A 21,768-nucleotide genomic window follows, 5' to 3' on the forward strand; every position below is an offset into this window, starting at 1 on the left:
CCGCCACGGCCGACGCCGGGCCCGCCACCGCCACGGCCGACGCCCCCGGGGCGGGAAGCACCCGTACGGATGTCGCCCCACGCCCCGAGGCCGCCCCGTCCGGAGCCGACCCCTCCCGGCGGCTGTTCGTGGCCCGCGCGGTCGGCGGTGCCGCGGCCCTCGCCGGGCTCGGGACCGTGGGCTACGGCACCTACGGGGTGCTGCGAGGCCCCCGCACCAAACGGATCACCATCCCGCTCGCCGGACTGCCGCGCTCCGCCCACGGCTTCCGGATCGCGCTGGTCAGCGACATCCATCTGGGGCCCATCCTGGGCCGCGCCCACACCCGGCGCGTCGTCGACGCGATCAACGCCACCAGCCCCGACCTGGTCGCCGTCGTCGGAGACCTCGTCGACGGATCCGTCGCCGACCTGGGTCCCGCGGCGGAGCCGCTGGCGCAGCTCGACGCCCGCCACGGCAGCTACTTCGTCACGGGCAACCACGAGTACTTCTCCGGCGCCGCCGAGTGGGTCGACCACGTACGCGAGCTGGGCCTGCACCCCCTGGAGAACGCCCGCGTCGAGATCGCCGGCTTCGACCTCGCCGGAGTCAACGACGTCGCGGGCGAGAGCGAGGGCCAGGGCCCGGACTTCGCCCGCGCGCTCGGTGATCGGGACCGCAGCCGCGCCTCGGTCCTCCTCGCGCACCAGCCCGTCGTCATCGACGACGCCGTCGCGTACGGCGTCGGACTCCAGCTCTCCGGCCACACCCACGGGGGCCAGCTCTGGCCCGGGAACATGGTGGCCGAACTCGCCAACCCGACCGTGGCCGGATACGAGCGCTACGGCGACACGCAGTTGTACGTCTCGCGCGGTGCGGGCGCCTGGGGACCCCCCGTGCGCGTCGGCGCCCCCTCCGACATCACCGTGGTGGAACTCGCTTCCCTCCAGGCCTGACCGCGAAACCTGTGAGCCTCCTTCCCGGCCTTCCATATGTGAATATCGTGTGATTGGGTGAGGGTGATCATGCGGCGGTGATGTGCCTCTCTGTACACGCGAGCCGGGGTGGGGTCGGCAAGGGAGCACGGCAATGCGGTTCATCCGTCTACGGATTCTCGCGATTCTGACGGTACTCGTCGTCGCAGGCGTCGGCGCCTGGCAATTGCTCCCCTCCGACGAGGTGAACGAGTCCCCGATCACGGTGGGGACGTCCGACGAGGTGACCTCGCTCGACCCCGCCGGGGCCTACGACGCCGGCTCCTGGGCGATCTACAGCAACCTCTACCAGTCCCTGATGACCTTCAGGTCCGGGGCGGTCGTGCCCGAACCGGACGCGGCGGAGAGATGCGGCTTCATCGGCCAGAAGCTCCAGACGTACCAGTGCAAGCTGCGGGACGACCTGACGTTCTCCGACGGGCGCAGGATCACGGCCGCCGACGTGAAGTACTCCTTCGAGCGGATGCTGAAGATCAAGGCGGACGTCGGCCCCTCGGTGCTGTTCCCCAACCTCGACACCATCGTGTCCGAGGGCCGCACGATCACCTTCAACCTCTCGGCCCGGGACGCGACGTTCCCCCAGAAGCTGGCCACGGGCGCCGGATCCATCGTCGACCCCACGCAGTACCCGAAGGACAAGCTCCGCACGGACAACCAGGTCGACGGCTCGGGTCCGTACACCCTGAAGTCGTACGAGCCCGGCGTCCGCGCCGAGCTGGTGCCCAACCCGGCGTACAGGGGCGCCCTGAAGAAGACGGGCGGCCCGGTCGACATCCGCTACTTCGAGGGCTCCGAGGCGCTCCAGGCCGCGTGGGCGGCCGGCGACGTCGACGTCACGCACCGTCAGCTCCCCGCGGAGAAGCTCGCCCAGCTCGACCCGGGCGCCGATGAACAGCGCGTCACCGAGGCCGACAGTGCGGAGATCCGCAACCTCGTCTTCAACGTCCGTGACGGCGCGCCGCTCGCGGACCGGAAGGTCCGTCAGGCCATCGCCTGGATCATCGACCGGGGGCCGCTGGTCACCAAGGTCTACCGGAACACCGTCGAACCGCTCTACTCGCTGATCCCGCAGGGCTACATCGGGCACAGCACCCCCTTCTTCGACTCCTACCCCCAGTCGGATCCGGACCGGGCCAGGGAGCTGATGCGGGAAGCCGGTGTGGACCTCCCGCTGCACATCACCTTCGCCCACCGCGACGACGACGCGAACAAGGAGGAGTCCGCAGAGCTGGTCCGGCAGCTGGAGAAGGACGGGCTGTTCGAGGTGACGGAGAAGGCCGTGGAGTGGCAGGCCTTCCAGAAGGGGTACGCGGCCGGCGAGTACGACGCCTACACCCTGGGCTGGCTTCCCGACTTCCCGGACCCCGACACCTTCAGCCAGCCGCTGGTCGGCCGCGACAGCTCGCTCCACAACGGCTACACCAGCACGAAGATGGACGCGCTGATCTCCGCCACCCAGCAGTACAGCGACCGGGGCCGGACCTCGGGCGACTTCAAGGATCTGCAGCGACTGGTCGGCGAGGACGTGCCGCTGGTGCCGCTGTGGCAGAAGAAGGACTACGTCGTCAGCAAGCAGACCGTGTCCGGGGCCCAGTACCTCTCCGACGGCACCGGCATCTGGCGGCTGTGGGAACTCAGCTGGATCTGACGTCCCGGGGGCCGCGTGACGCGGAACCGGGCAGGAACTCCACCAGGACGTCGTGGATCTGCCGCACGAGCGGTCGCAGCACCCGGAAGCGGGAGAGCGCGATCGCCCGGGCGGCGATCGGGGCGGTGCGCTCGACGAGCCGGCGGCTCCTCTCCGTGCCCTCGGAACGGTCGTAGACCCAGAACAGCACCAGGCCCATCTGCATCAGCCACATCAACTGCGGCAGCAGTGCGGCCAGTTCCGCGTCGGCCTTGACCGAGGAACCCGACAGGCAGCGCTCGTGCACGGAGATGACCGCCTCCCTGGCCGCGACCGACTCCTCGGAGAAGGGCGAGAGAGGGCTGTCCGGGTCGGCGGCGTTCTTGAAGAACTGCGCGGCGAAGCGGTGATACGGCCCGGCGACGTCCAGCCAGCTGAGCAGCACCCCCCGGATGCGTACGGCGAGATCCGCGTCGCCGGCCAGGACGGGCTGCACGGCGCTCTCGTGCTCGGCGGCGAGACGGTCGTAGAAGCCCTGGACCAGGTGCTCCTTCGACGAGAAGTAGTAGTAGGCGTTCCCGACGGAGACGCCTGCCTCCTGGGCGATCGCCCGCATCGTCGTCCGGTCGTAGCCGCGCTCCTCGAAGAGCCGGAGCGCGGTCTCCAGGATCAGGGTGCGGGTCTGCTCGCTCTTCGGCGCCTTCGCCGTCTTCTCGTCCTTCGCCACGCGGCCCAGGCTATCGGGGAGGCGTGTCCTGCGGATTCCGGGAGGTCATGGCCTCGGCGAACTCCGCGCGCATCGCGTCGGGGGAAGGCAGTTCCCTGCCGAGGGCCTCGACCCACCGCGCTGCCGCCTCGTCCACCCCGGAGCGGAACGCGCGCCGCAGCGGGATCCGGAACAGCAGGAGCGCGAGCGCGGCGGGCGGGCGTACGAGCCCCCGCCCTCTCACGGTCAGGGTGACGCCGACCTCCCATGTCCCTCCGCCGGCCGCGCGCACGGTGAGCGCCACCGCGGCCCGGCCGAGCGGGTGCCGGGCGCGGGCGGTGACCGGGGCCCGGGCGGCCGCGAGAGCGCCGGCGGGGGCGTCAGCCGCGGCCCACCAGGCGTTCAGGTCCGCCCTGGCCCGTCCGGAGATTCGCTGGAGGAAGCCCCCGGCGGGATTACGGAGGGCGAGGCCCGCTTCCAGGGCCGACGGCCGGTCGGGTGTGGTGAGCCGCAGGGTCACCCGGCCCGAGGTGTCGGCCGAGGACAGGCGCTGCTCCACGACGATCGCGGTGGACCGGCGCCACTCCCGTATGCGTACGGACATCGTCTCCGCAGGGGTCTGTGGCGTCTTCCCGGGAGAGGGCTCGGCAGGGTTCGGGGCGACCGTGTAGCGCGCGCCGGCGCGCAGGTGACGCCCCTTCACCAGCCGGACGCGGGGGATCGGCCTCCCGTCCTCCAGCACGGTCCCTCCCCGGCCCGTGCGGGTGGACTCCAGGATGTCCAGGAGGAGCGCGGCGCACTCCTCGAACCAGTCGCGGTCCAGGGCCGTGACCGACACGGTGCGGTGGAAGCGGGCCATCTCGGTCGGCTCAGGCGCTCATCGAACGCGCGGTGTTGACCTGGGACATGACCCACTGGAAGGTTTCGGGACCCGTCGCCGGGATCATCGTCTGGTGGTGCCGGCCGCCGCTGGTGACCGTGATCTGCACGAAGCCGGTGGTGCGCTTCTCCTTCATCAGGAGGAAGAGCAGACCGATGAGGCAGAACAGCGCGAAGACGATGGCCAGCACGATCCCCACGGTCGGGATCTTCTCCTCGGTGCGCGACATGTCCGTCGCCGTCCACACCGCGCCCTTGAGCGGCAGCGTGCCGGACGGGGTCACGATGCCGTCGTTCATCACCGTGATGTCGCCGAGCGAGAGCATCGGCACCCCGCCGCCGCCCTGCTGCACCGGCAGGTTGAAGCCCGGTTGGGTGGGCTGACCGCCGGGATAGCCGTAGCCGGGGCCCTGCTGCGCGGCGGACTCGGGCAGCGGCTGCGGGTAGCCGTAGGCAGGGGTGGCGCCCGGCGACGGGTAGCCGTATCCCTGGGCGTCCGGCATCGTGGGCGGGTTGCCCTGCGGCTGGGGCGGGCCCCACTTGTATGAGTCGTCCGCGTGCGGATTCGGATCGCTCACAACGTTCCCCGTTCTCCATCAAGCCATCTGCTCCCGCGCTGTGCTGCACCGGGAGAGGCGAGCCGGTCACCGGCTCCGCTCGACCGTACCGTCCCGGCCGGTCCGATGCACCAAGAGGCCCCGCTTCCCGCACGGACCGTGCGGGAAGCGGGGCCTCCTGAGGCAACGCGTGGGTCAGAAGCGGCGGGTGATGAGCGCGCGCTTCACTTCCTGGATCGCCTTGGTGACCTCGATGCCACGCGGACAGGCGTCCGTGCAGTTGAACGTCGTGCGGCAACGCCACACGCCGTCACGGTCGTTGAGGATCTCCAGACGCTGCTCACCGGCCTCGTCGCGCGAGTCGAAGATGAAGCGGTGCGCGTTGACGATGGCCGCCGGGCCGAAGTACTGGCCGTCGTTCCAGAACACCGGGCACGAGGACGTGCACGCGGCGCAGAGGATGCACTTGGTGGTGTCGTCGAAGCGCTCGCGGTCCTCGGGGGACTGCAGGCGCTCACGCGTCGGCTCGTTCCCCTTGGTGACGAGGAAGGGCATGACATCGCGGTATGCCTGGAAGAACGGGTCCATGTCGACCACGAGGTCCTTGAGGACCGTGAGGCCCTTGATGGCCTCGACCGTGATCGGCTTCTCCGGGTTGATGTCCTTGATCAGCGTCTTGCAGGCGAGCCTGTTCTTGCCGTTGATCCGCATCGCGTCGGAGCCGCAGATGCCGTGCGCGCAGGAGCGCCGGAACGTCAGAGTGCCGTCCTGCTCCCACTTGATCTTGTGAAGGGCGTCGAGCACACGCTCCTTCGGGTCGATCGAGATCTGGAAGTCCTGCCACTCGACCTCGTCGGAGACCTCGGGGTTGAAGCGGCGGATCCGGAACGTGGCCGTGATGTACGGGGTGTCGGCGAAGCCGGCCTCGGGCTCGGGGGCCTTGTCCGACTTCTCCAGGGTGGGGGTTGCCATCAGTACTTACGCTCCATCGGCTGGTAGCGGGTCGTGACGACCGGCTTGTAGTCGAGCCGGATCGACTCGGTGCCGTCGTCCGCGACCTCGCGGTACGCCATGGTGTGGCGCATGAAGTTGACGTCGTCGCGGTTCGGGTAGTCCTCGCGGTAGTGACCGCCGCGTGACTCCTTGCGGGCCAGCGCGGAGGTCGCCATGACCTCGGCCAGGTCGAGCAGGTTGCCCAGCTCGATGGCCTCCAGCAGGTCGGTGTTGAACCGCTTGCCCTTGTCCTGGATCGACACGTCGAGGTAGCGCGCGCGCAGCTCGGCGATCTTGTCGACCGCCGCCTTGATGGTCTGCTCGGTGCGGAACACCATCACGTTGGCGTCCATGCACTCCTGCAGCTCCGTGCGGAGCGCGTGGACCCGCTCGGTGCCGGTCGAGTTGCGCAGCCGCTCGACCTGCTCCTGGACCAGCTGCGCCGGGTTCTCGGGAAGCTCGACGAAGTCGTTCTTCGCGGAGTACTCGGCGGCGGCGATGCCCGAACGGCGGCCGAAGACGTTGATGTCGAGCAGCGAGTTGGTGCCGAGGCGGTTGGCGCCGTGCACGGAGACACAGGCGACCTCGCCGGCGGCGTACAGGCCCGGGACGACGGTGGTGTTGTCGGACAGCACCTCGCCCTCGACGTTGGTCGGGATGCCGCCCATGGCGTAGTGCGCGGTCGGCTGGATCGGGATCGGGTCCGTGTAGGGCTCGATGCCGAGGTAGGTGCGCGCGAACTCGGTGATGTCCGGGAGCTTGGCGTCCAGCTGCTCCGGCGGGAGGTGCGTGAGGTCGAGGTAGACGTGGTCGCCCTCGGGGCCGCAGCCGCGGCCCTCACGGATCTCCGTGTAGATGGAGCGGGACACGACGTCACGGGACGCGAGGTCCTTCATGACCGGCGCGTACTTCTCCATGAAGCGCTCGCCGTCCTTGTTGCGGAGGATGCCGCCCTCACCACGGGCGCCCTCCGTCAGCAGGATGCCCATGCGCCAGATGCCCGTCGGGTGGAACTGGAAGAACTCCATGTCCTCCAGCGGCAGACCCCGGCGGTAGCAGGCGGCCTGGCCGTCACCGGTCAGGGTGTGCGCGTTCGACGTCACCTTGAAGAACTTGCCGGTGCCGCCCGAGGCGTAGATGACCGACTTCGCCTGGAAGACGTGGATCTCGCCGGTGGCCAGCTCGTAGGCGACGACGCCGGCGGACTTCTTGACGCCGTCCTGCTCGACGACCAGCTGGTCCAGGACGTAGAACTCGTTGAAGAATTCCACGCCCTCCTTGACGCAGTTCTGGTACAGCGTCTGGAGGATCATGTGGCCGGTGCGGTCGCCCGAGTAGCAGGCGCGGCGGACGGGGGCCTCACCGTGGTTGCGGGAGTGACCGCCGAACCGGCGCTGGTCGATCTTTCCCTCGGGCGTACGGCCGAACGGCAGGCCCATCTTCTCCAGGTCGAGGACGGCGTCGATGGCCTCCTTCGCGAGGATCTCGGCGGCGTCCTGGTCGACCAGGTAGTCACCACCCTTGATCGTGTCGAAGGTGTGCCACTCCCAGTTGTCCTCCTCCACGTTGGCCAGCGCGGCGGCCATGCCGCCCTGCGCGGCGCCCGTGTGGGAGCGGGTGGGGTAGAGCTTCGTCAGCACGGCGGTGCGGCTGCGCTTGGTCGACTCGATGGCCGCGCGCATGCCGGCGCCGCCGGCGCCGACGATGACGGTGTCGTACTTGTGGATCTGCATGGTTTCCTCTGGTCCCTCTGTCCCGGCGCCTAGCGGATGTTCGGGTCGAAGGTGAAGATCACCAGCGTGCCCAGCAGGACGGTGAACACCGTGGCGGTGTACAGGAGCATCTTCAGCCAGAAGCGGGTGTTGTCCCGTTCGGCGTAGTCGTTGATGACCGTACGGAGGCCGTTGGCGCCGTGCAGCATGGCGAGCCACAGCATCGCCAGGTCCCAGACCTGCCAGAACGGCGAGGCCCAGCGGCCGGCCACGAAGGCGAACCCGATCTTGGACACACCGCCGTCGAGCACCAGCTGGATCAGCAGGTGGCCGATGACGAGGACGACCAGCACGATGCCCGACAGGCGCATGAAGAGCCAGGCGTACATCTCGAAATTGGTGCGCGAGCCCTTGGGGGTCTTGCCCGTGCGCTTGCGCGGGGGCTCGATCACGGGGGCCGGATTGTCGACGTCGTAAAGGCTCACGGCCTCGACGTCACCGATCGCCGACGACGAAGGAGTCTCGGTGGACATTGGCCTCAGCTCCCGAAGACTTCGCGTACGGCGTGGCCGAGGACGGGGTACAGGGCCCCGACCATCAGCACGATCCAGACGCCGAGGACGGTCCACAGCATCTGCTTCTGGTAGCGCGCGCCCTTGGCCCAGAAGTCCACGGCGACGATCCGGAGACCGTTCAGCGCGTGGAAGAGGATGGCGGCCACCAGGCCATATTCGAGGAGCGCGACGATCGGCGTCTTGTACGTGGCCACGACTTCGTCGTAGGCCTCGGGGGAGACGCGGACGAGAGCGGTGTCCAGGACGTGTACGAACAGGAAGAAGAAAATGAGGACACCGGTGACTCGATGAGCCACCCAGGACCACATGCCTTCCCGGCCGCGGTACAGCGTTCCAGCCGGCACGGAAGAACCCTCCGGGAGCGGGGATTGGGGTCGGCCGGCTTGACTGTCGGTCTGACCCGGCCGGGTACGGTCCACCGGCCCCGGCCATCGTAGCGACGCTTTGTCGGTTCCATGGCGGCGGGGGCACCGGTGTGATCAAAGCTGCAGTCAAACAGGCACGGACGGGCTACCGCGGGTCATATGCCACCGGGGGGAACGGGTCGGGCGTCAGGCCCGCCTCCGTCACCAGCTCGATGATGCGGCCCCGGGCGAGTCGTCGCATCTCCTCCGCGGTGAGGGAACGCTCCTCGTCGGGTTCGTGCGCCAGCCTGGTGCGGATGGCGGCCAGCACCTGGTCGACGTGCTGGGAGGGGTGCAGGCCGTCGAGGCAGATCACGAAGGCGTGGCCGAACCTGCTCTCGTACGCGGCGTGCGCGGCGCGGAGTGCCAGGTGGGCGGCGCGGGGCGCGTCGTGGTGCAGGCAGGGCGCGCACTCCGCCGCGAGTGCCTCGGCGAGATCCGGTGGCGCGAGGTCGTACCCGGCCTCGTCCGAGGCGGCGAGCAGCGTCTCCAGGTCCTGATAGGGCCGGTGGGCGGCCATCCGCTGCGCCCAGCGACCGCTGCCGCAGCACTCCAGCAGGGCGGCTTCTGCCAGGTCCCGGGGCCAGGTGTTGAAGCGGCCGAGGCCACCCGAGTGGGCACTTCCGTGTGTCCTCGCGGAGACTGGTTCCGGAACGTAGGCCTCCACCGGGGCCTCCCGAAGGGCCGGGGCAGGACCCCGGTTCTGGGCGGGAACGGTCGTCAGCCCGGCCTGCTGCGGTGGTTTCGGCAGGCCGGCGTGGGACTCGCTGGACCTGGACAGCGGGACTCCTCGGATGAATGACATCTGTGACTCTGGAGAGGGGCCGGAGAGCCAAGAGGTTGCGCGGGGGAGCGAGTGAGGACTGGTTCTTATGTGCCTTCACGCTAACGAGGCCGGGCGACGCGGAACCGAAGGATGCGAGAAGTTCACCCGGACGGGAGAGTTTCGGAACGCTTGATGGACGAATGGGCGGGGGAAATGCCCGACTTTCTCGTCTTCTTTGAACTGTTCTCCGTCGATGCAGGAGGTTTCTGACCGATGTCGTCCTCACGTGCACCCCTGGTGGCCGGCGCGGCCGTCGCGGTGGCCGCAGCCGTCACGCTCACCGTCGTCGTCTGGCCCGAGGGCTCCGGCCCGGGGGCCGGGAGCGGCGCGTCGGCCTCCGGCACCTCCGCCTCGCCGTCACCGACCCGGAGCTATCCGCTCTCCACGACGCCGCGGACCATACCCGCGGTGCGCGACCACACCGCCGCACGCGGGCCCGGCTGGAAGCCGGCCGAGGGCAGCACGGTCGTCGCGGCCGATCCCGAGCTCGCCGACGAGGCGAAGCTGCTCGCCAAGGAGCTGAAGATCGGCTACCGGGGCGAGAAGGCCCCCCGCTCCGGCGACGTCGAGCTGGCGCTCGCCGACTCCGGCAAGGGCGGCCCGGAGTCGTACACGCTGAAGACCGAGGGCAACCGGGTCACGATCAGCGGTGCCGGCGAGGCGGGCGTCTTCTACGGGACCCGCACCCTCAAGCAGTCGCTGAGCGCCGACGACACCATGCCCGAGGGCGTCGTGCGCGACACCCCGGACCGGCCGCAGCGGGGGTTCAACCTCGACATCGCGCGCAAGCACTACAGCGCGGAGTGGATCGAGGCCAGGATCCGCGAGATGGCCGACCTCAAGCTCAACCAGCTCGGCCTCCACTTCTCCGACGACCAGGCCTTCCGGATCGAGTCCGACACCCACCCCGAGGTGGTCTCCGAGGACCACCTCACCAAGGCCGAGGTCCGCCGCATCGTGAAGCTCGCCCAGAGCCTCCACATCACGGTCGTCGGTGAGATCGACTCGCCCGGACACCTCGGGGCCGTGCTGCGCGCCCACCCCGACCTCCAGTTGCGCGACACGCAGGGTGTCGCGCGGCAGGGTGCCATCGACATCTCGAAGGCGGAGTCGGCGGAGATCGTCGACGATCTGCTCGGCGAGTACGCGGGGCTCTTCCCCGGCGACTGGTTCCACGTCGGCGCCGACGAGTACCAGGCGCTCACCGTGAGCGATCCGGCGGCCTCGTATCCGCAGCTGGCCGCTGCGGCGCGGAAGAAGTACGGCGACGACGCCACGGTCCAGGACCTGGCCGAGGGCTGGCTGAACGACCGCGCGGCGGTCGTCCGCAAGGCCGAGAAGATCCCCAAGGCGTGGAACGACGGGTTCTTCAGCGGGGGGACGGTCACCGCGCACAAGGACATCGAGGTCGAGTACTGGACGGGCAAGGAGATCGGCGCCCGGCCGCCCCAGGAGTACCTGGCCGAGGGCCGCAAGGTGATCAACCTCAACGACGAGTACCTCTACTACGTGCTCGGCGAGCCCAACGACTTCACGTACCCGACGGGTGAGCGCATCTACGAGCAGTGGACGCCGCTGGTCCTGCGCGGCACCGAGCCGGTGGCCGAGCGCTACTCGAAGCAGATCCTGGGCGGCCGGTTCGCGGTCTGGGGCGACTTCCCGAACGCGCAGACCCAGGCGCAGGTGGCCGCCGGCATCCGGATGCCGCTCAACGCGGTCTCCCAGAAGCTGTGGGACCCGGGCAAGCCCGAGCTGAGCTGGGCCGAATTCAAGACACTGGCCGACGAGGTCGACTCGTCGGCCTGACCGGCGGCTCCGTGGCCGGCCGCGCCGTGCAAGGCCGCCCTCCGCCGGCGCGCACGGACTCCGCGCCGGTCTGAGTTGACCCGATTTCGCGCTTCCCCGTGGTCCCGGGTGGGAAGAATGGCAGCCCGGACCGCAGGGGGAGCACGACGTGGGTTTCTGGGGCTGCTACCTGGTGGGCCGCAGTGGTGAGCCGCTCATCGGCCACCCCGCGCTGCGGGACGCGCGCGAGCGGCTGACGCTGCGGGAGTACCGGGCGGACGGCTGGCAGGTCTGGTCCCACCCCACGGAGCCCTCGCTCGGCAGCATGACCGCGCTCGCCGACGCCGCACGGGCCCCGGTCCTCCTCGGCTTCGTCATGGACGGCGCCTGCGTGGCCGTCGAGGCGGCGGCGCCGCACAGCGGTTCCTGGTACGCCTGCCTCGGCAGGGCGCCCATGGCGGCGCACATGGTCCGGGACGGCATGACGCTGGAGGACTTCTTCCTGCCGCCCGAGGACGCGGCGGCCCGGGCCGTGGCGTGGGCGGCCGAAACCGGCCGGGGCGTCCTCGAAGGACCCCTGCTCGAACTGCTGCGCACCGAGTGGCCGGAGCGGTCCGCGGAGGAGCTTTTCTTCGCTTTCCTGGACTGTCTGGGCATCGAGAGCCTGTCCGGCCGAGTCCCGATGTGATCTTCGGTGTCGGAAGAGTGACGCTTTTCAGCCATCTGACGCTGTACGCGGTAACGGGAGGGTGATGTCTCCCGGGAACCGATGGACGGATGGGGGAGGCGTCGATGAGTCTGCTGGAGCTGGTCGCCCGTGCCGACGGGCGAGGTCTGGTGGCGAGCGGGCTCGCCTGCCTGGACCGCTGCCTCCCGATGCCGGGGGACGGCGACGATCCGGAGCCGCTGCGCCTGCTCTGGACGAGCTGCGAGAGCGGCGCGGAATGGGCCGCCCGGCTCGACGGCGCGCACGCCGCGCTGGAGGACACCGCCAAGGCCGACGCCACCGGGGCCCGCGTACGGGCGCTGCTCGGCGCGGCGCCCCGGGACCTCGACGCCGGGCCACTGCGCGTGTGGGCGGACGCCTGTTCGCTGCTCGCCCTGGACGTCCACGGGGAGTTCGACTTCCCGGCGGGCGGCAGGGACACGTCCGAGCGCTGCCGCGCCGGCGACTTCGCCGGTGCGGGCCCGCTCGTCACGGGTGAGCTCCGCCGCCAGTCCCGGATACTGGAGGCGCTCGACGGGGCCGACGGGGCGCCGGGCGGCGGATCGGGCCTGCGCCGGGCCCTCGAACTGTCGACCGAGGGGCGGCGGGTGCTGCGCGCGGTGGTGTCCCGCCGCGCGCGCGGCCGGTCCGTGACGTCCCCCTGACGCGACGTCGTGGGAGGGAGGGGACGACGACCAGGGCCGCCACCCCCCACAGGAGAGGCCCCGGCCGTCTTCCACGGGTCCGCAGAGCGACCCCGTACTCATCTCAGCGCCATGGGCGCGTCTTCTGTCACACCGCACGGGGTCAGGAGACAGTTGCGGGTTGTACAAGTCATGGACGGGGCACCGTCCGACCACGTAGCGTGCTGAGTCACGCAGGGTGGCGCAGTAGTGGTGACCAGCTACGATTCAGATCAGCAGGGCGGGTTGAGGGAGTGCTGGGGGACGACGCGGAGCTGACCGCCGCGGTGCTCGCGGCACAGGACGGGGACGAGGACGCCTTCCGGACTGTGTACCGCGCTGTGCACCCGCGGCTGCTGGGCTACATACGGACGCTGGTCGGTGAACCGGACGCGGAGGACGTGGCGTCCGAGTCCTGGCTGCAGATAGCGCGTGACCTGGACCGTTTCAGCGGGGACGCCGACCGGTTCCGGGGCTGGGCGGCCCGGATAGCGCGCAACCGCTCGCTGGATCATCTGCGGATGAGAGGCAGGCGCCCGGCGATCGGAGGCGACGAAAGCGAACTGGCGGGTGAGCCCGCCGAGTCCGACACGGCCGGTGAGGCGCTGGAGTCGCTGGCGACCGGGCGCACCATGTCGCTCATCGCGCAGCTGCCCCAGGACCAGGCCGAGGCGGTCGTGCTCCGGGTGGTGATCGGGCTGGACGCCAAGAGCGCCGCCCGCACGCTGGGCAAGCGCCCCGGTGCCGTGCGCACCGCCGCCCACCGCGGACTGAAGCGGCTGGCGGAGCTGGTCGGCGCCGACCCCGGCACGGACGACGACATTCCGGCGGCGGGTCCGGAGCTCGGCGCCGTGCCCGCGCAGCGGCCGGGCCGCCAGGGTGCGGCGGCGCCCGCCGGTGTGACGCATTCGCGTCCGTGGACGCAGAAGGACATGTGATGGCCGACGAGCAGCACGAGTGGCTTGACGCGGACGCGGCGGAGAAGTTGTTCCGCGGCGAGTCCGTCGAGCCCCTCGGCGATCACGCGGCGAGCGAGGCACGGCGCATCGAGGCCGCGCTGCTCGCGCTGCGGACCACGCGCCCTCCCGAAGGTGAACTTCCGGGTGAGGCGGCCGTACTGGCTGCCTTCCGCGAGGCGTCCCGGGGCGGGAAACGGGCGGACGCGGCGGCTCCCACCGGACGCGCGGGACAGCAGGACGCCCGTCACACGGTACGGATCGGCGCGGCGCCCACGGCCCCGGTCCGGCGTCCGCGCTGGACCCGTCCGGTGCGCTACGGGCTCGCCGTCTCCCTCGCCGGATGCGCGCTGGGCGGGGTGGCCGTCGCCGGGGGAACGGGCATGCTTCCCGCCCCGTTCGGGGGCCACGGCACCCCGGTACCGGCCACGTCCGTCTCGGCGGCGGCGTCTCCCGAGGAGCTCGGCGAGGAGGAGCCCGACACCGGTGAGTCCTCGCCCCTGCCCTCCGTCACCCCCGGTGCGCCCAGCACTCCTGCGGCCCCGGACGTGCCCGACGGCGCGGACGGCGGGGCGCAGGAGAGCGGCGGACGGACCGGGGAGGAAGGCGCCGGCACGGACCGCGAGGACGCGGACCGGGACAGCGGCGACACCGCTCAGGACGGCACGGACGGCCGTGAGGGGCCCAAGCGGCCCCCGGGCGAGGTGTACAGGAAGTCGGTCAAGGCCTGCCGTGCCTACCGCGAGGACTCGCTGAGCCGCGAGGGCGAGCGCAAGCTCCTCGAACTGGCCGACGGAGAGGCGAACCTGGACCGCTTCTGCGACCGCCTGCTGGGCGTCGGCGTCCGCGGGAGCGACGGTGACGACCGGGGCGGCGGCAAGGACGACGGCGGGACGGACGGCGTGGACGGCGACGGGAGCGGCGAGGGCTCCCTTCCCTCCGTCACCTTCCGCACCCCTTCGGCGACGAGCACGCAGGACGGTGCGCCGGGCGCGGACCCGCAGCCGTCGGCCGGACCCGGGGCGGGCATGCCCGCGCTCTCCCCGGCAACGCGCTGACCTGCGCGAACGCGCCGGCTGTAACACTCTTCGGCGGTACGGCGCAGTAGTGAGTGCCGACTGGTCATCGGCCGCGCGACGAGCCGGGGTTCCCCCCGTACCTTCGGCTCAGCGCACCCGGCGCGGGCGGGACACGTTCCCCCGGTCCCGTCCGCGCCCCTGGTCCGTTCGAGGGCGCTACCGGTGGACGACCACCTTGTCGCCGTTGCGCACCTGGGCGAAGAGCGACGCGATCTTCCCCTCGTCCCGGACGTTCACGCAGCCGTGCGAGGCGCCGTCGTAGCCGCGCGCCGCGAAGTCCGACGAGTAGTGCACCGCCTGGCCGCCGCTGAAGAACATGGCGTACGGCATGGGGGAGTCGTAGAGCGTCGACACGTGGTGGCGGGACTTCCAGTACACCGAGAACTCACCGTCCCGGGTCGGCGTGTACTGCGCCCCGAACCGCACGTCCATCGACGAGACGACCTTGCCGTCGATCATCCAGGCCAGCGTGCGGCTGCTCTTGCTGATGCACAGGACGCGGCCCTTCAGGCAGCGGGCGTCGGGCTTCGCCACCACCGGTGAGGGGGCCGGCGGGTCGAGTTCCTTCGCCGTCGGCTTCCGGGTCATCGCGAGCAGCCGCTCCCAGGTGACCGTGTCGGTCCTGCCCGTCGGGGGCAGGACCCGCTTGCCCTGGAAGGACCGCACGGAGGCGGCCGTGACGGTGCCGTAGTAGCCGGTCGGGCTGCGGTCGAAGTGTCCGATCTGGCGCAGCCGGGCCTGGAGCTCCCGTACGCGCCCGCTCCGGTCGCCGACGGACATCAGGGTGCTGGGCTCCGGGGACGGCCGGGCGTCCGGGGTCCGTGAAGGGGCGGCCGAAGGTGACGCCGGGCCACCGCCCGGTTCGGCGTCACCCGTGGGGCGGGCGCCCGGCTCCGTCGTGGTGGCGGTGGGCTCCGCGGCGCCCACCTTCTCGATCCTGCAGCCCGCCGTCAGTGCGGCCAGCACGAGCACACCGGCGGCCGCGGCGGCCGCCGTGCGCACCCGGTGCGCGTGGTTCTTCCGCCGTACGCGTCCCATCCTCTGCCCCCTGGCTCGCCTGTCCCGGCGCCGGTCGCGTGTGGCCCGTCGCCCGGCACGGATGTCTCATGAGACGGATTCCCGTCCTGCCCGGTTGCCGAATCCTGCGCATGATGGGGGACGTGCGTCCGGGTCCGGGAGCAGGCCGCTGTGAGCAAGGTCCCAGAGGGGGCTCCCGCAGGTCGTGGCGCCGCAGCCGGAGTCCGTCGCGAGATTTGTCACCGATAAGCAGCTTGAGCGGGAGGCACAGCACATGACGCGTGAGTCGGAGTCGGGACTGCCCATCGAGCCGGTGTACGGGCCGGAGGCCCTCGACGGCTGGCGGGCGGAGGAGAAGCTGGGCGACCCGGGCGCCTACCCCTTCACGCGTGGCGTCCACCCCTCGATGTACACGGGCCGGCCGTGGACGATGCGGCAGTACGCGGGATTCGGCACCGCCACCGAGTCCAACGCCCGCTACAAGCAGCTGATCGCCAACGGCACGGCCGGACTGTCCGTCGCCTTCGACCTGCCGACCCAGATGGGCCACGACTCGGACGCCCCCATCGCCTCCGGCGAGGTCGGCAAGGTCGGCGTCGCCATCGACTCGATCGACGACATGCGCGTCCTCTTCGCCGGCATCCCGCTGGGCGAGGTCTCGACCTCGATGACCATCAACGCCCCTGCCGCGCTCCTCCTCCTTCTCTACCAACTGGTCGCCGAGGAGCAGGGCGTGCCCGCCGACCGGCTGACGGGCACCATCCAGAACGACGTGCTCAAGGAGTACATCGCCCGGGGCACGTACATCTTCCCGCCGAAGCCCTCACTGCGGCTGATCGCCGACATCTTCGAGTACTGCCGGGCCGAGATCCCGAAGTGGAACACCATCTCGATCTCCGGCTACCACATGGCGGAGGCGGGGGCCTCGCCCGCGCAGGAGATCGCCTTCACCCTCGCGGACGGCATCGAGTACGTCCGTACCGCGGTGGCCGCCGGCATGGACGTGGACGACTTCGCACCGCGGCTCTCCTTCTTCTTCGTCGCCCGCACGACCATCCTGGAGGAGGTCGCCAAGTTCCGTGCCGCGCGCCGGATCTGGGCACGGGTCATGCGGGAGGAGTTCGGTGCGAAGAACCCCAAGTCGCTGATGCTGCGTTTCCACACCCAGACCGCGGGTGTCCAGCTCACCGCGCAGCAGCCCGAGGTCAACCTGGTCCGGGTCGCCGTGCAGGGGCTGGGGGCGGTCCTCGGCGGCACGCAGTCGCTGCACACCAACTCCTTCGACGAGGCCATCGCCCTGCCGACGGACAAGTCGGCCCGTCTCGCGCTGCGTACCCAGCAGGTCCTGGCGTACGAGACGGACGTGACGGCGACGGTGGACCCGTTCGCCGGGAGTTACGTCGTCGAGAGGATGACGGACGACGTCGAGGCCGCCGCTCTGGAGCTCATGCTCAAGGTCGAGGACATGGGGGGCGCGGTCGAGGCGATCGAACGCGGCTTCCAGAAGGGCGAGATCGAGCGCAGCGCGTACCGCATCGCGCAGGAGACGGACAGCGGGGAACGCGTCGTCGTCGGCGTCAACCGCTTCCGTCTCGACGAGGAGGAGCCGTACGAGCCGCTCCGCGTCGACCCGGAGATCGAGGCCCAGCAGGCGGCGCGCCTGGCGAAGCTGCGCGCGGAGCGCGACCAGGGTGCCGTGGACGCGGCGCTCGTCGGGCTGATGGAGGCGGCGCAGGGCACGGCCAACGTGCTCCACCCGATGAAGGAAGCGCTCAGGGCGCGGGCCACGGTGGGTGAGGTCTGCGACGCACTGCGGGAGGTCTGGGGCGCGTACGTCCCGACCGACGCGTTCTGACCTGCGGTTCCTGGATCTCCGCCAGGTGAACCGCCCGTACGGAGTGTCGTACCCGCGTGCGACACTCCGTTCATGCTGGGTGTCACCGATCTTCCGACCTATCTCGCCGGCCTGGTGCTGATCATTCTCCTTCCGGGCCCGAATTCGCTGTACGTGCTCTCCGTCGCCGCCAGACGCGGGGTGCGCACCGGGTATGTGGCCGCGGCCGGCGTCTGGACCGGTGACACGGTCCTGATGACGCTGTCCGCGCTGGGCGCCGCCTCCCTGCTGCAGACGACGCCGCTGCTGTTCGCGGTCGTCAAGTACGCGGGCGCGGGTTATCTGACCTGGATGGCGATCGGGATGATGCGGACGGCCCTGTCGATGTGGCGCGAGCGGCACCAGCACATGGCCGGGCTGACGGTGGAGGAAGGGGCGCCCGCGACGGAGGCGGAGCGTCCCTACCGGCGGGCGCTCGTGGTCAGTCTCTTCAACCCCAAGCTGATCCTGTTCCTCATCTCCTTCTTCGTGCAGTTCGTCGACCCGGGCTACGCCTACCCGGCACTGTCCTTCCTGCTGCTGGGCACCCTGCTCCAGATCGGCAGCTTCCTCTACCTCTCGGCGCTCATATTCGGCGGCACCCGCCTGGCCGCCGCCTTCCGTCGCCGCAAGCGGCTGTCGGCGGGGGCGACGTCGGCGGCGGGTGTGCTGTTCCTCGGGTTCGCGGCGAAGCTGTCGTTCAGCAGCGTGTGAGCCGGACGGTGGTCAGTGGTGCCACGCGGTGCCGCCCACGTTGTGGATCATCCGCTGGAGGACCTTGAGGGCGGCGACGTACTCCTCGTCCGGGATCCCGGCGTGGATCTCGGAGAGCGCCCTGCCGACCCGCTCGGCGGCCTCGGTGCGCAACACGTGCCCCTCGGCGGTGAGCCGGAGGCGGGTGGTGGCGTCCTCGGTGACCAGACCCCGGGTGATGAGGGAGTCGATCTCGGGCTCCATCGAGCCACCGGTGGTCAGGTAGCCGCTGAGCATCGCGGCCACCTCGGCGCGCGGACGGCCCCGTTCGTCCGCTTCGACGAGCTGGTTGAGAACCCACCAGGGCGGCTGGGTCAGACCGTGTTCGGCCAGTCCGGCCCTGATGTGGGTCACGACCGCGTCCGAGGCGGCGCGGCTCCAGTAACCGATCGGCTGGCGTGCGAGTCCTGCGTCGTCGTGTGAGTAGTCCATGTCCTGGACCGTAGGACCTCAAGCAAAGTCGAGGTCAAGGCCCAGCCGTGCGGCGTACTCCGCGAGACCCGACGTGTCCTCGCCCGCCCAGCCGATGTAGCCGTCGGGCCGTACGAGGAAGAGCCCCTTGCCGTAGGCCTCGGCCGCCTCCGTGCGCAGGATGCGGACGAGTGCACCGTCGTGCGTGGGGAGCGCCACGTCCGTGGAGACCGCGAGCAGGGTGAAGTGTGGCCCCTGGAAGGCGCCGAAGAGGCGGCCGCTCCCACCGGCGGACCCGTCGGGGGCCCGGTCGCCCGCCTCCAGGAGGCCGGCGCGGCCGGAGGCCAGCGGGCCTTCGCGGTAGCCGAGCCCCAGCTGCTGCGTGGCGGTTCCGCGTTCCTGCTCGCCCCGGTGGATGCGGGTCGAGAGGCCCAGCATCTCGGCGGCGACCGGGCGGCGCTCCTGGTCGTAGGTCTCCAGCAGGGCGTCGGGCGCGCCGTGCAGCAGCACCTGGCCCAGCTTCCAGCCCAGGTTGTAGGCGTCCTGGACGCTGGTGTTCAGCCCCTGACCGCCGGCGGGGGAGTGGACGTGGGCGGCGTCGCCGGCCAGGAAGACCCGGCCTTCGCGGAAACGGTCCGCCAGTGCGGCGCGCGGCCGGAAGTCCGACGACCAGCGGACCTCGGTGACATCGTCCGCGCTCAGATGCGTGCGGGCGGCGACGAGTGCCCGGACGCCCTCCGGTGTGGTGTCGGGCGACCCCTCCTTGACCTGGGCGACCAGCTGGAAGTCCGGGGTGCCGGGCAGCGGGCACAGCGTCAGCATGCCTGCCTCGTCCAGGAAGATGTGCCAGTTCAGCCGGTCGAGGGCCGCCTCTTCGATCCGGACGTCCGCCACCAGCGTCGGGGAGGGGTCGACGGTCTCGCCCTCCATCGCGATGGAGAGCGTGCGCCGGACCGTGGAGCGGCCGCCGTCCGCGGCGACCAGGTAGGAGGCGCGCACCTCGCCGGTGGTGAGCCGGGCGGTGACCCCGTCGTCGTCCTGGGAGAGGCCGGTGAAGGCGGCCGAGAAGAGGACGTCGCCGCCCAGCTCGCGCAGGCGGTCGAACAGGATCTCCTGGGTCCGCCACTGCGGCATCGTCCAGGGCTCCCCGTACGGCTCGGCCTCGGTGGGCGCCGCGCGGCGGAACATGTCGTACGCGCCCTGGCGCTCACCGTCCTTCCAGGTCATCCCCACGGGTGCGGGGCCGCCGTGCTCCCGCACCGCGTCACCCACCCCGAGGTCGTCGAGGACCTCCCGGGTGCGCGGCTGGATGCCCTTGCCCCGGGAGCCGGGGAAGAGCGAGGGGGCCTGCTCGACGACGAGGGCGCGCACGCCTCGGCGGGCCAGGTCGCAGGCCAGGGCGAGGCCGCTGGGGCCCGCGCCGACGATCAGGACACCGGTTTCCTTAACGTCGTTAAGTTCCATGATTGGGAGTGTGCGCTTAACGCTGTTAAATTGTCAAGGTGGGTACGACGAAGATCGACCGGGCGCGCGTCGCGGACGCCGGTCTCAGGCTGCTGAACGAGGTGGGCCTGGACGGGCTGACCCTGCGCGCCATCGCCAGGGAGCTGGACGTCAAGGCGCCCGCGCTCTACTGGCACTTCAAGGACAAGCAGGCGCTGCTCGACGAGATGGCCACGGTCATGTACCGCCGGATGCTGGAGGGGGGCCTGCCCGGGCCCACGCCCCGCGGCTGGCAGGAGCAGATGGTCGCGTACCAGGGTGCGCTGCGCGCGGCGCTGCTGCGCTACCGCGACGGGGCCAGGGTCTACAGCGGCGCGCAGTTCACCGGCACCGACCACGCCGACGGGCTGGAGGCCCACCTGCGCACCATGGTCGACGCCGGGTTCGAGCTGTGGCAGGCCGTGCGCGCCGGCACGACCGTGAACGCGTACACGATGGGCTTCGTCACCGAGGAGCAGGGCGTCCAGCCGATGCCCGACGAGCGGCGGGAGGGGTACGACGTCGACGAGCGGGCCGAGCGGCTGGAGCGCTACCCCCTTGCCGCGGCGGCCGGAGCCGAGATCTTCACCCACTACGACGAGCGCTTCGAGGACGGCCTGTGGATCGTCGTCGCCGGGATCGAGGCGCGGTACGGGGTGACGTGACCCCCGCGCCGCCACGGGCCACGCCGCCGGGGTCACCGCGAGGACGCCCAGAGTTCACCGTTCGTCGGGCCGGACGACACCCGCTCCTTCACCCGCGTCACTAGCGTGACCGGACCATGATCGAAGGCGAGGGCCCGCGTGCCGAAACTGTCCGTTGTCGTTCCGTTCCACAATGTCGGCGCCTACGCCGACACGACGCTGGGCAGCCTTGCCCGTAACGCGGGCCCCGACATCGAGTTCCTGCTGGTCGACGACGCCTCCACGGACGACACGCCCGCCGTCGTCGACCGCTGGGCCGACAGACTCCCGCACGCCGAGGTCATCCGGCACGAGGAGAACGTGGGCATCGCGGCGGCCCGCAACAGCGGCATCGACGCGGCCCGCGGCGACTTCGTCACCTTCCTCGACGGCGACGACTGGTACGCCCCCGGACACCTGGCCCGGCTGCTGCACGCCGCCGCCGACCTGGACTGCGACTTCGCCCGCACCGACCACGTCCAGGCCACCGGGACCAGCCGCGTCGTGCGACGCGCCCCCGCCCGGCTCCGCGACACGGTGATGGACCCACGCGAAGGCATCGCCTCTCCCGAGTGGGAGACGATGGTCGACTACCCCTTCGTCTGGGCGGGCGTCTACCACCGGCGGCTCTTCGAGGACGGCGGCCACCGCTTCACCACCCGGCTGCGCACCGCCGAGGACCGGCTGTGGATCTGGCAGCTGCACCTGCGGGCCCGGAGCTACGCGGCGCTGAACCTGTACGGAGTGTTCTACCGGCGCGGTGTCACCACGTCTTTGACGCAGATCAAGGACTCCCGCCAGCTGGACTTCTTCCCCGCCTACGACACGCTGATCGACGAGATCCGCGAGGACCAGGACGCGGAGCTCCTCCTTCCCAAGGCGGTCCGCACCTACTGCGCGATGATCGCCTTCCACAACGAGAAGGCGGACGCGTACGAGCCGGCGACCCTCCGGCGCCTGCGCCACGAGTCGGCGGCCGCGCTGCACCGCATGCCGCAGCCGGTGCTCGACCACACCCTGACGATGATGGACACGCGGCGCAGCACCCTGCTCCACCGCCTGCGTGACAAGCAGAAGGCCGCCTGAC

At 70.9% G+C, this 21,768-nt stretch carries 22 protein-coding genes; 11 read left to right on the plus strand and 11 right to left on the minus strand.

The window, feature by feature from the left end:
• Together B9S57_RS11100 and B9S57_RS11105 are read left to right on the plus strand one after the other, a co-directional pair.
• A partial coding sequence (locus B9S57_RS11100; protein ID WP_258036358.1) for a metallophosphoesterase occupies positions 1 to 935 on the plus strand: 935 nt, incomplete at its 5' end.
• A gap of 133 nt (positions 936 to 1,068) precedes the next feature.
• A complete protein-coding gene (locus tag B9S57_RS11105; protein WP_103515374.1) occupies positions 1,069 to 2,622 on the plus strand; it encodes an ABC transporter substrate-binding protein in 1,554 nt (517 codons plus the stop codon).
• On the opposite strand, the gene B9S57_RS11110 is transcribed toward B9S57_RS11105, so the two are convergent.
• The 8 genes from B9S57_RS11110 to B9S57_RS11145 all read right to left on the minus strand — a co-directional run bounded on the left by B9S57_RS11110 (position 2,609) and on the right by B9S57_RS11145 (position 9,094).
• Positions 2,609 to 3,328: a TetR/AcrR family transcriptional regulator gene (locus B9S57_RS11110; protein WP_103515375.1), complete on the minus strand. Its 720-nt coding sequence runs from the start codon at positions 3,326 to 3,328 to the stop codon at positions 2,609 to 2,611. The genes B9S57_RS11105 and B9S57_RS11110 overlap by 14 nt on opposite strands.
• Before the next feature lie 10 nt (positions 3,329 to 3,338).
• The gene (locus tag B9S57_RS11115) at positions 3,339 to 4,166 is read right to left on the minus strand and encodes a hypothetical protein (RefSeq protein ID WP_103515376.1); all 828 of its coding nucleotides are present in this window, start codon (positions 4,164 to 4,166) and stop codon (positions 3,339 to 3,341) included.
• Positions 4,167 to 4,176: 10 nt separating this feature from the next.
• A complete protein-coding gene (locus B9S57_RS11120) occupies positions 4,177 to 4,764 on the minus strand; it encodes a hypothetical protein (protein ID WP_103515377.1) in 588 nt (195 codons plus the stop codon).
• Between the two features lie 174 nt (positions 4,765 to 4,938).
• Positions 4,939 to 5,715 (minus strand): succinate dehydrogenase iron-sulfur subunit, encoded by a 777-nt coding sequence (locus B9S57_RS11125; RefSeq protein WP_103515378.1) that lies wholly within the window; start codon positions 5,713 to 5,715, stop codon positions 4,939 to 4,941.
• On the minus strand, positions 5,715 to 7,469 hold the full coding sequence (gene sdhA / locus B9S57_RS11130; protein WP_103515379.1) for a succinate dehydrogenase flavoprotein subunit: 1,755 nt from the start codon (positions 7,467 to 7,469) through the stop codon (positions 5,715 to 5,717). Before sdhA ends, B9S57_RS11125 begins: the two co-directional genes overlap by 1 nt.
• 29 nt (positions 7,470 to 7,498) lie before the next feature.
• A complete protein-coding gene (locus B9S57_RS11135) occupies positions 7,499 to 7,981 on the minus strand; it encodes a succinate dehydrogenase hydrophobic membrane anchor subunit (protein WP_103515380.1) in 483 nt (160 codons plus the stop codon).
• Between the two features lie 5 nt (positions 7,982 to 7,986).
• On the minus strand, positions 7,987 to 8,367 hold the full coding sequence (gene sdhC, locus B9S57_RS11140; RefSeq protein WP_103515381.1) for a succinate dehydrogenase, cytochrome b556 subunit: 381 nt from the start codon (positions 8,365 to 8,367) through the stop codon (positions 7,987 to 7,989).
• Positions 8,368 to 8,533: 166 nt separating this feature from the next.
• Positions 8,534 to 9,094: a 2-oxo-4-hydroxy-4-carboxy-5-ureidoimidazoline decarboxylase gene (locus B9S57_RS11145; RefSeq protein WP_103515382.1), complete on the minus strand. Its 561-nt coding sequence runs from the start codon at positions 9,092 to 9,094 to the stop codon at positions 8,534 to 8,536.
• Positions 9,095 to 9,466: 372 nt separating this feature from the next.
• Here B9S57_RS11145 and B9S57_RS11150 point away from each other — a divergent pair, with 372 nt between their 5' ends.
• From B9S57_RS11150 to B9S57_RS11170, 5 genes are all read left to right on the plus strand, one after another.
• Positions 9,467 to 11,059, plus strand: a complete 1,593-nt coding sequence (locus B9S57_RS11150) for a family 20 glycosylhydrolase (RefSeq protein ID WP_103515383.1) — start codon at positions 9,467 to 9,469, stop codon at positions 11,057 to 11,059.
• Between the two features lie 148 nt (positions 11,060 to 11,207).
• Positions 11,208 to 11,726: a hypothetical protein gene (locus B9S57_RS11155; RefSeq protein ID WP_103515384.1), complete on the plus strand. Its 519-nt coding sequence runs from the start codon at positions 11,208 to 11,210 to the stop codon at positions 11,724 to 11,726.
• 104 nt (positions 11,727 to 11,830) lie between these two features.
• Complete coding sequence (locus tag B9S57_RS11160) at positions 11,831 to 12,409, plus strand: hypothetical protein (protein WP_103515436.1); 579 nt, start codon at positions 11,831 to 11,833, stop codon at positions 12,407 to 12,409.
• Positions 12,410 to 12,681: 272 nt separating this feature from the next.
• Positions 12,682 to 13,365 (plus strand): RNA polymerase sigma factor, encoded by a 684-nt coding sequence (locus tag B9S57_RS11165; protein ID WP_103515385.1) that lies wholly within the window; start codon positions 12,682 to 12,684, stop codon positions 13,363 to 13,365.
• Positions 13,365 to 14,441 (plus strand): hypothetical protein, encoded by a 1,077-nt coding sequence (locus B9S57_RS11170; RefSeq protein WP_103515386.1) that lies wholly within the window; start codon positions 13,365 to 13,367, stop codon positions 14,439 to 14,441. The genes B9S57_RS11165 and B9S57_RS11170 overlap by 1 nt, the downstream gene beginning before the upstream one ends.
• A 177-nt stretch (positions 14,442 to 14,618) precedes the next feature.
• Here B9S57_RS11170 and B9S57_RS11175 read toward each other — a convergent pair whose 3' ends face one another.
• Positions 14,619 to 15,500: a L,D-transpeptidase family protein gene (locus tag B9S57_RS11175; RefSeq protein WP_103515387.1), complete on the minus strand. Its 882-nt coding sequence runs from the start codon at positions 15,498 to 15,500 to the stop codon at positions 14,619 to 14,621.
• Positions 15,501 to 15,753: 253 nt separating this feature from the next.
• On the opposite strand from B9S57_RS11175, the gene B9S57_RS11180 reads away from it, so the two are divergent.
• Together B9S57_RS11180 and leuE are read left to right on the plus strand one after the other, a co-directional pair.
• Positions 15,754 to 17,334 (plus strand): methylmalonyl-CoA mutase, encoded by a 1,581-nt coding sequence (locus B9S57_RS11180; protein WP_103515388.1) that lies wholly within the window; start codon positions 15,754 to 15,756, stop codon positions 17,332 to 17,334.
• A gap of 72 nt (positions 17,335 to 17,406) precedes the next feature.
• Positions 17,407 to 18,066, plus strand: coding sequence for a leucine efflux protein LeuE (gene leuE, locus B9S57_RS11185; protein ID WP_103515389.1), 660 nt, complete (start codon positions 17,407 to 17,409; stop codon positions 18,064 to 18,066).
• Between the two features lie 12 nt (positions 18,067 to 18,078).
• On the opposite strand, the gene B9S57_RS11190 is transcribed toward leuE, so the two are convergent.
• Positions 18,079 to 18,537 carry a MarR family winged helix-turn-helix transcriptional regulator gene (locus B9S57_RS11190; RefSeq protein ID WP_103515390.1) on the minus strand — a complete coding sequence of 153 codons (459 nt, stop codon included), beginning with the start codon at positions 18,535 to 18,537 and terminating at the stop codon, positions 18,079 to 18,081.
• Positions 18,538 to 18,555: 18 nt separating this feature from the next.
• Positions 18,556 to 19,980 (minus strand): FAD-dependent monooxygenase, encoded by a 1,425-nt coding sequence (locus tag B9S57_RS11195; RefSeq protein WP_103515391.1) that lies wholly within the window; start codon positions 19,978 to 19,980, stop codon positions 18,556 to 18,558.
• Positions 19,981 to 20,018: 38 nt separating this feature from the next.
• Between B9S57_RS11195 and B9S57_RS11200 the strand changes: the two genes are divergently transcribed.
• Both B9S57_RS11200 and B9S57_RS11205 read left to right on the plus strand, forming a co-directional pair.
• Entirely contained in the window at positions 20,019 to 20,663 is a 645-nt protein-coding gene (locus B9S57_RS11200) for a TetR/AcrR family transcriptional regulator C-terminal domain-containing protein (protein ID WP_103515392.1), read from the plus strand.
• Positions 20,664 to 20,801: 138 nt separating this feature from the next.
• Positions 20,802 to 21,767, plus strand: a complete 966-nt coding sequence (locus B9S57_RS11205; protein WP_103515393.1) for a glycosyltransferase family 2 protein — start codon at positions 20,802 to 20,804, stop codon at positions 21,765 to 21,767.
• Position 21,768 lies beyond the last annotated feature (1 nt).

This window comes from Streptomyces sp. SM10, from assembly GCF_002910915.1.
GTDB lineage: Bacteria > Actinomycetota > Actinomycetes > Streptomycetales > Streptomycetaceae > Streptomyces.

Excerpts from the sequence above, each read along its gene's own strand:
- leuE (WP_103515389.1), top strand. The coding sequence starts at position 17,407 with ATGCTGGGTGTCACCGATCTTCCGACCTATCTCGCCGGCCTGGTGCTG.
- B9S57_RS11115 (WP_103515376.1), bottom strand. The coding sequence starts at position 4,166 with ATGGCCCGCTTCCACCGCACCGTGTCGGTCACGGCCCTGGACCGCGAC.
- B9S57_RS11125 (WP_103515378.1), bottom strand. The coding sequence starts at position 5,715 with ATGGCAACCCCCACCCTGGAGAAGTCGGACAAGGCCCCCGAGCCCGAG.
- B9S57_RS11105 (WP_103515374.1), top strand. The coding sequence starts at position 1,069 with ATGCGGTTCATCCGTCTACGGATTCTCGCGATTCTGACGGTACTCGTC.
- B9S57_RS11135 (WP_103515380.1), bottom strand. The coding sequence starts at position 7,981 with ATGTCCACCGAGACTCCTTCGTCGTCGGCGATCGGTGACGTCGAGGCC.
- B9S57_RS11190 (WP_103515390.1), bottom strand. The coding sequence starts at position 18,537 with ATGGACTACTCACACGACGACGCAGGACTCGCACGCCAGCCGATCGGT.
- B9S57_RS11180 (WP_103515388.1), top strand. The coding sequence starts at position 15,754 with ATGACGCGTGAGTCGGAGTCGGGACTGCCCATCGAGCCGGTGTACGGG.
- sdhA (WP_103515379.1), bottom strand. The coding sequence starts at position 7,469 with ATGCAGATCCACAAGTACGACACCGTCATCGTCGGCGCCGGCGGCGCC.
- B9S57_RS11195 (WP_103515391.1), bottom strand. The coding sequence starts at position 19,980 with ATGGAACTTAACGACGTTAAGGAAACCGGTGTCCTGATCGTCGGCGCG.
- B9S57_RS11160 (WP_103515436.1), top strand. The coding sequence starts at position 11,831 with ATGAGTCTGCTGGAGCTGGTCGCCCGTGCCGACGGGCGAGGTCTGGTG.
- B9S57_RS11175 (WP_103515387.1), bottom strand. The coding sequence starts at position 15,500 with ATGGGACGCGTACGGCGGAAGAACCACGCGCACCGGGTGCGCACGGCG.
- B9S57_RS11150 (WP_103515383.1), top strand. The coding sequence starts at position 9,467 with ATGTCGTCCTCACGTGCACCCCTGGTGGCCGGCGCGGCCGTCGCGGTG.
- B9S57_RS11170 (WP_103515386.1), top strand. The coding sequence starts at position 13,365 with ATGGCCGACGAGCAGCACGAGTGGCTTGACGCGGACGCGGCGGAGAAG.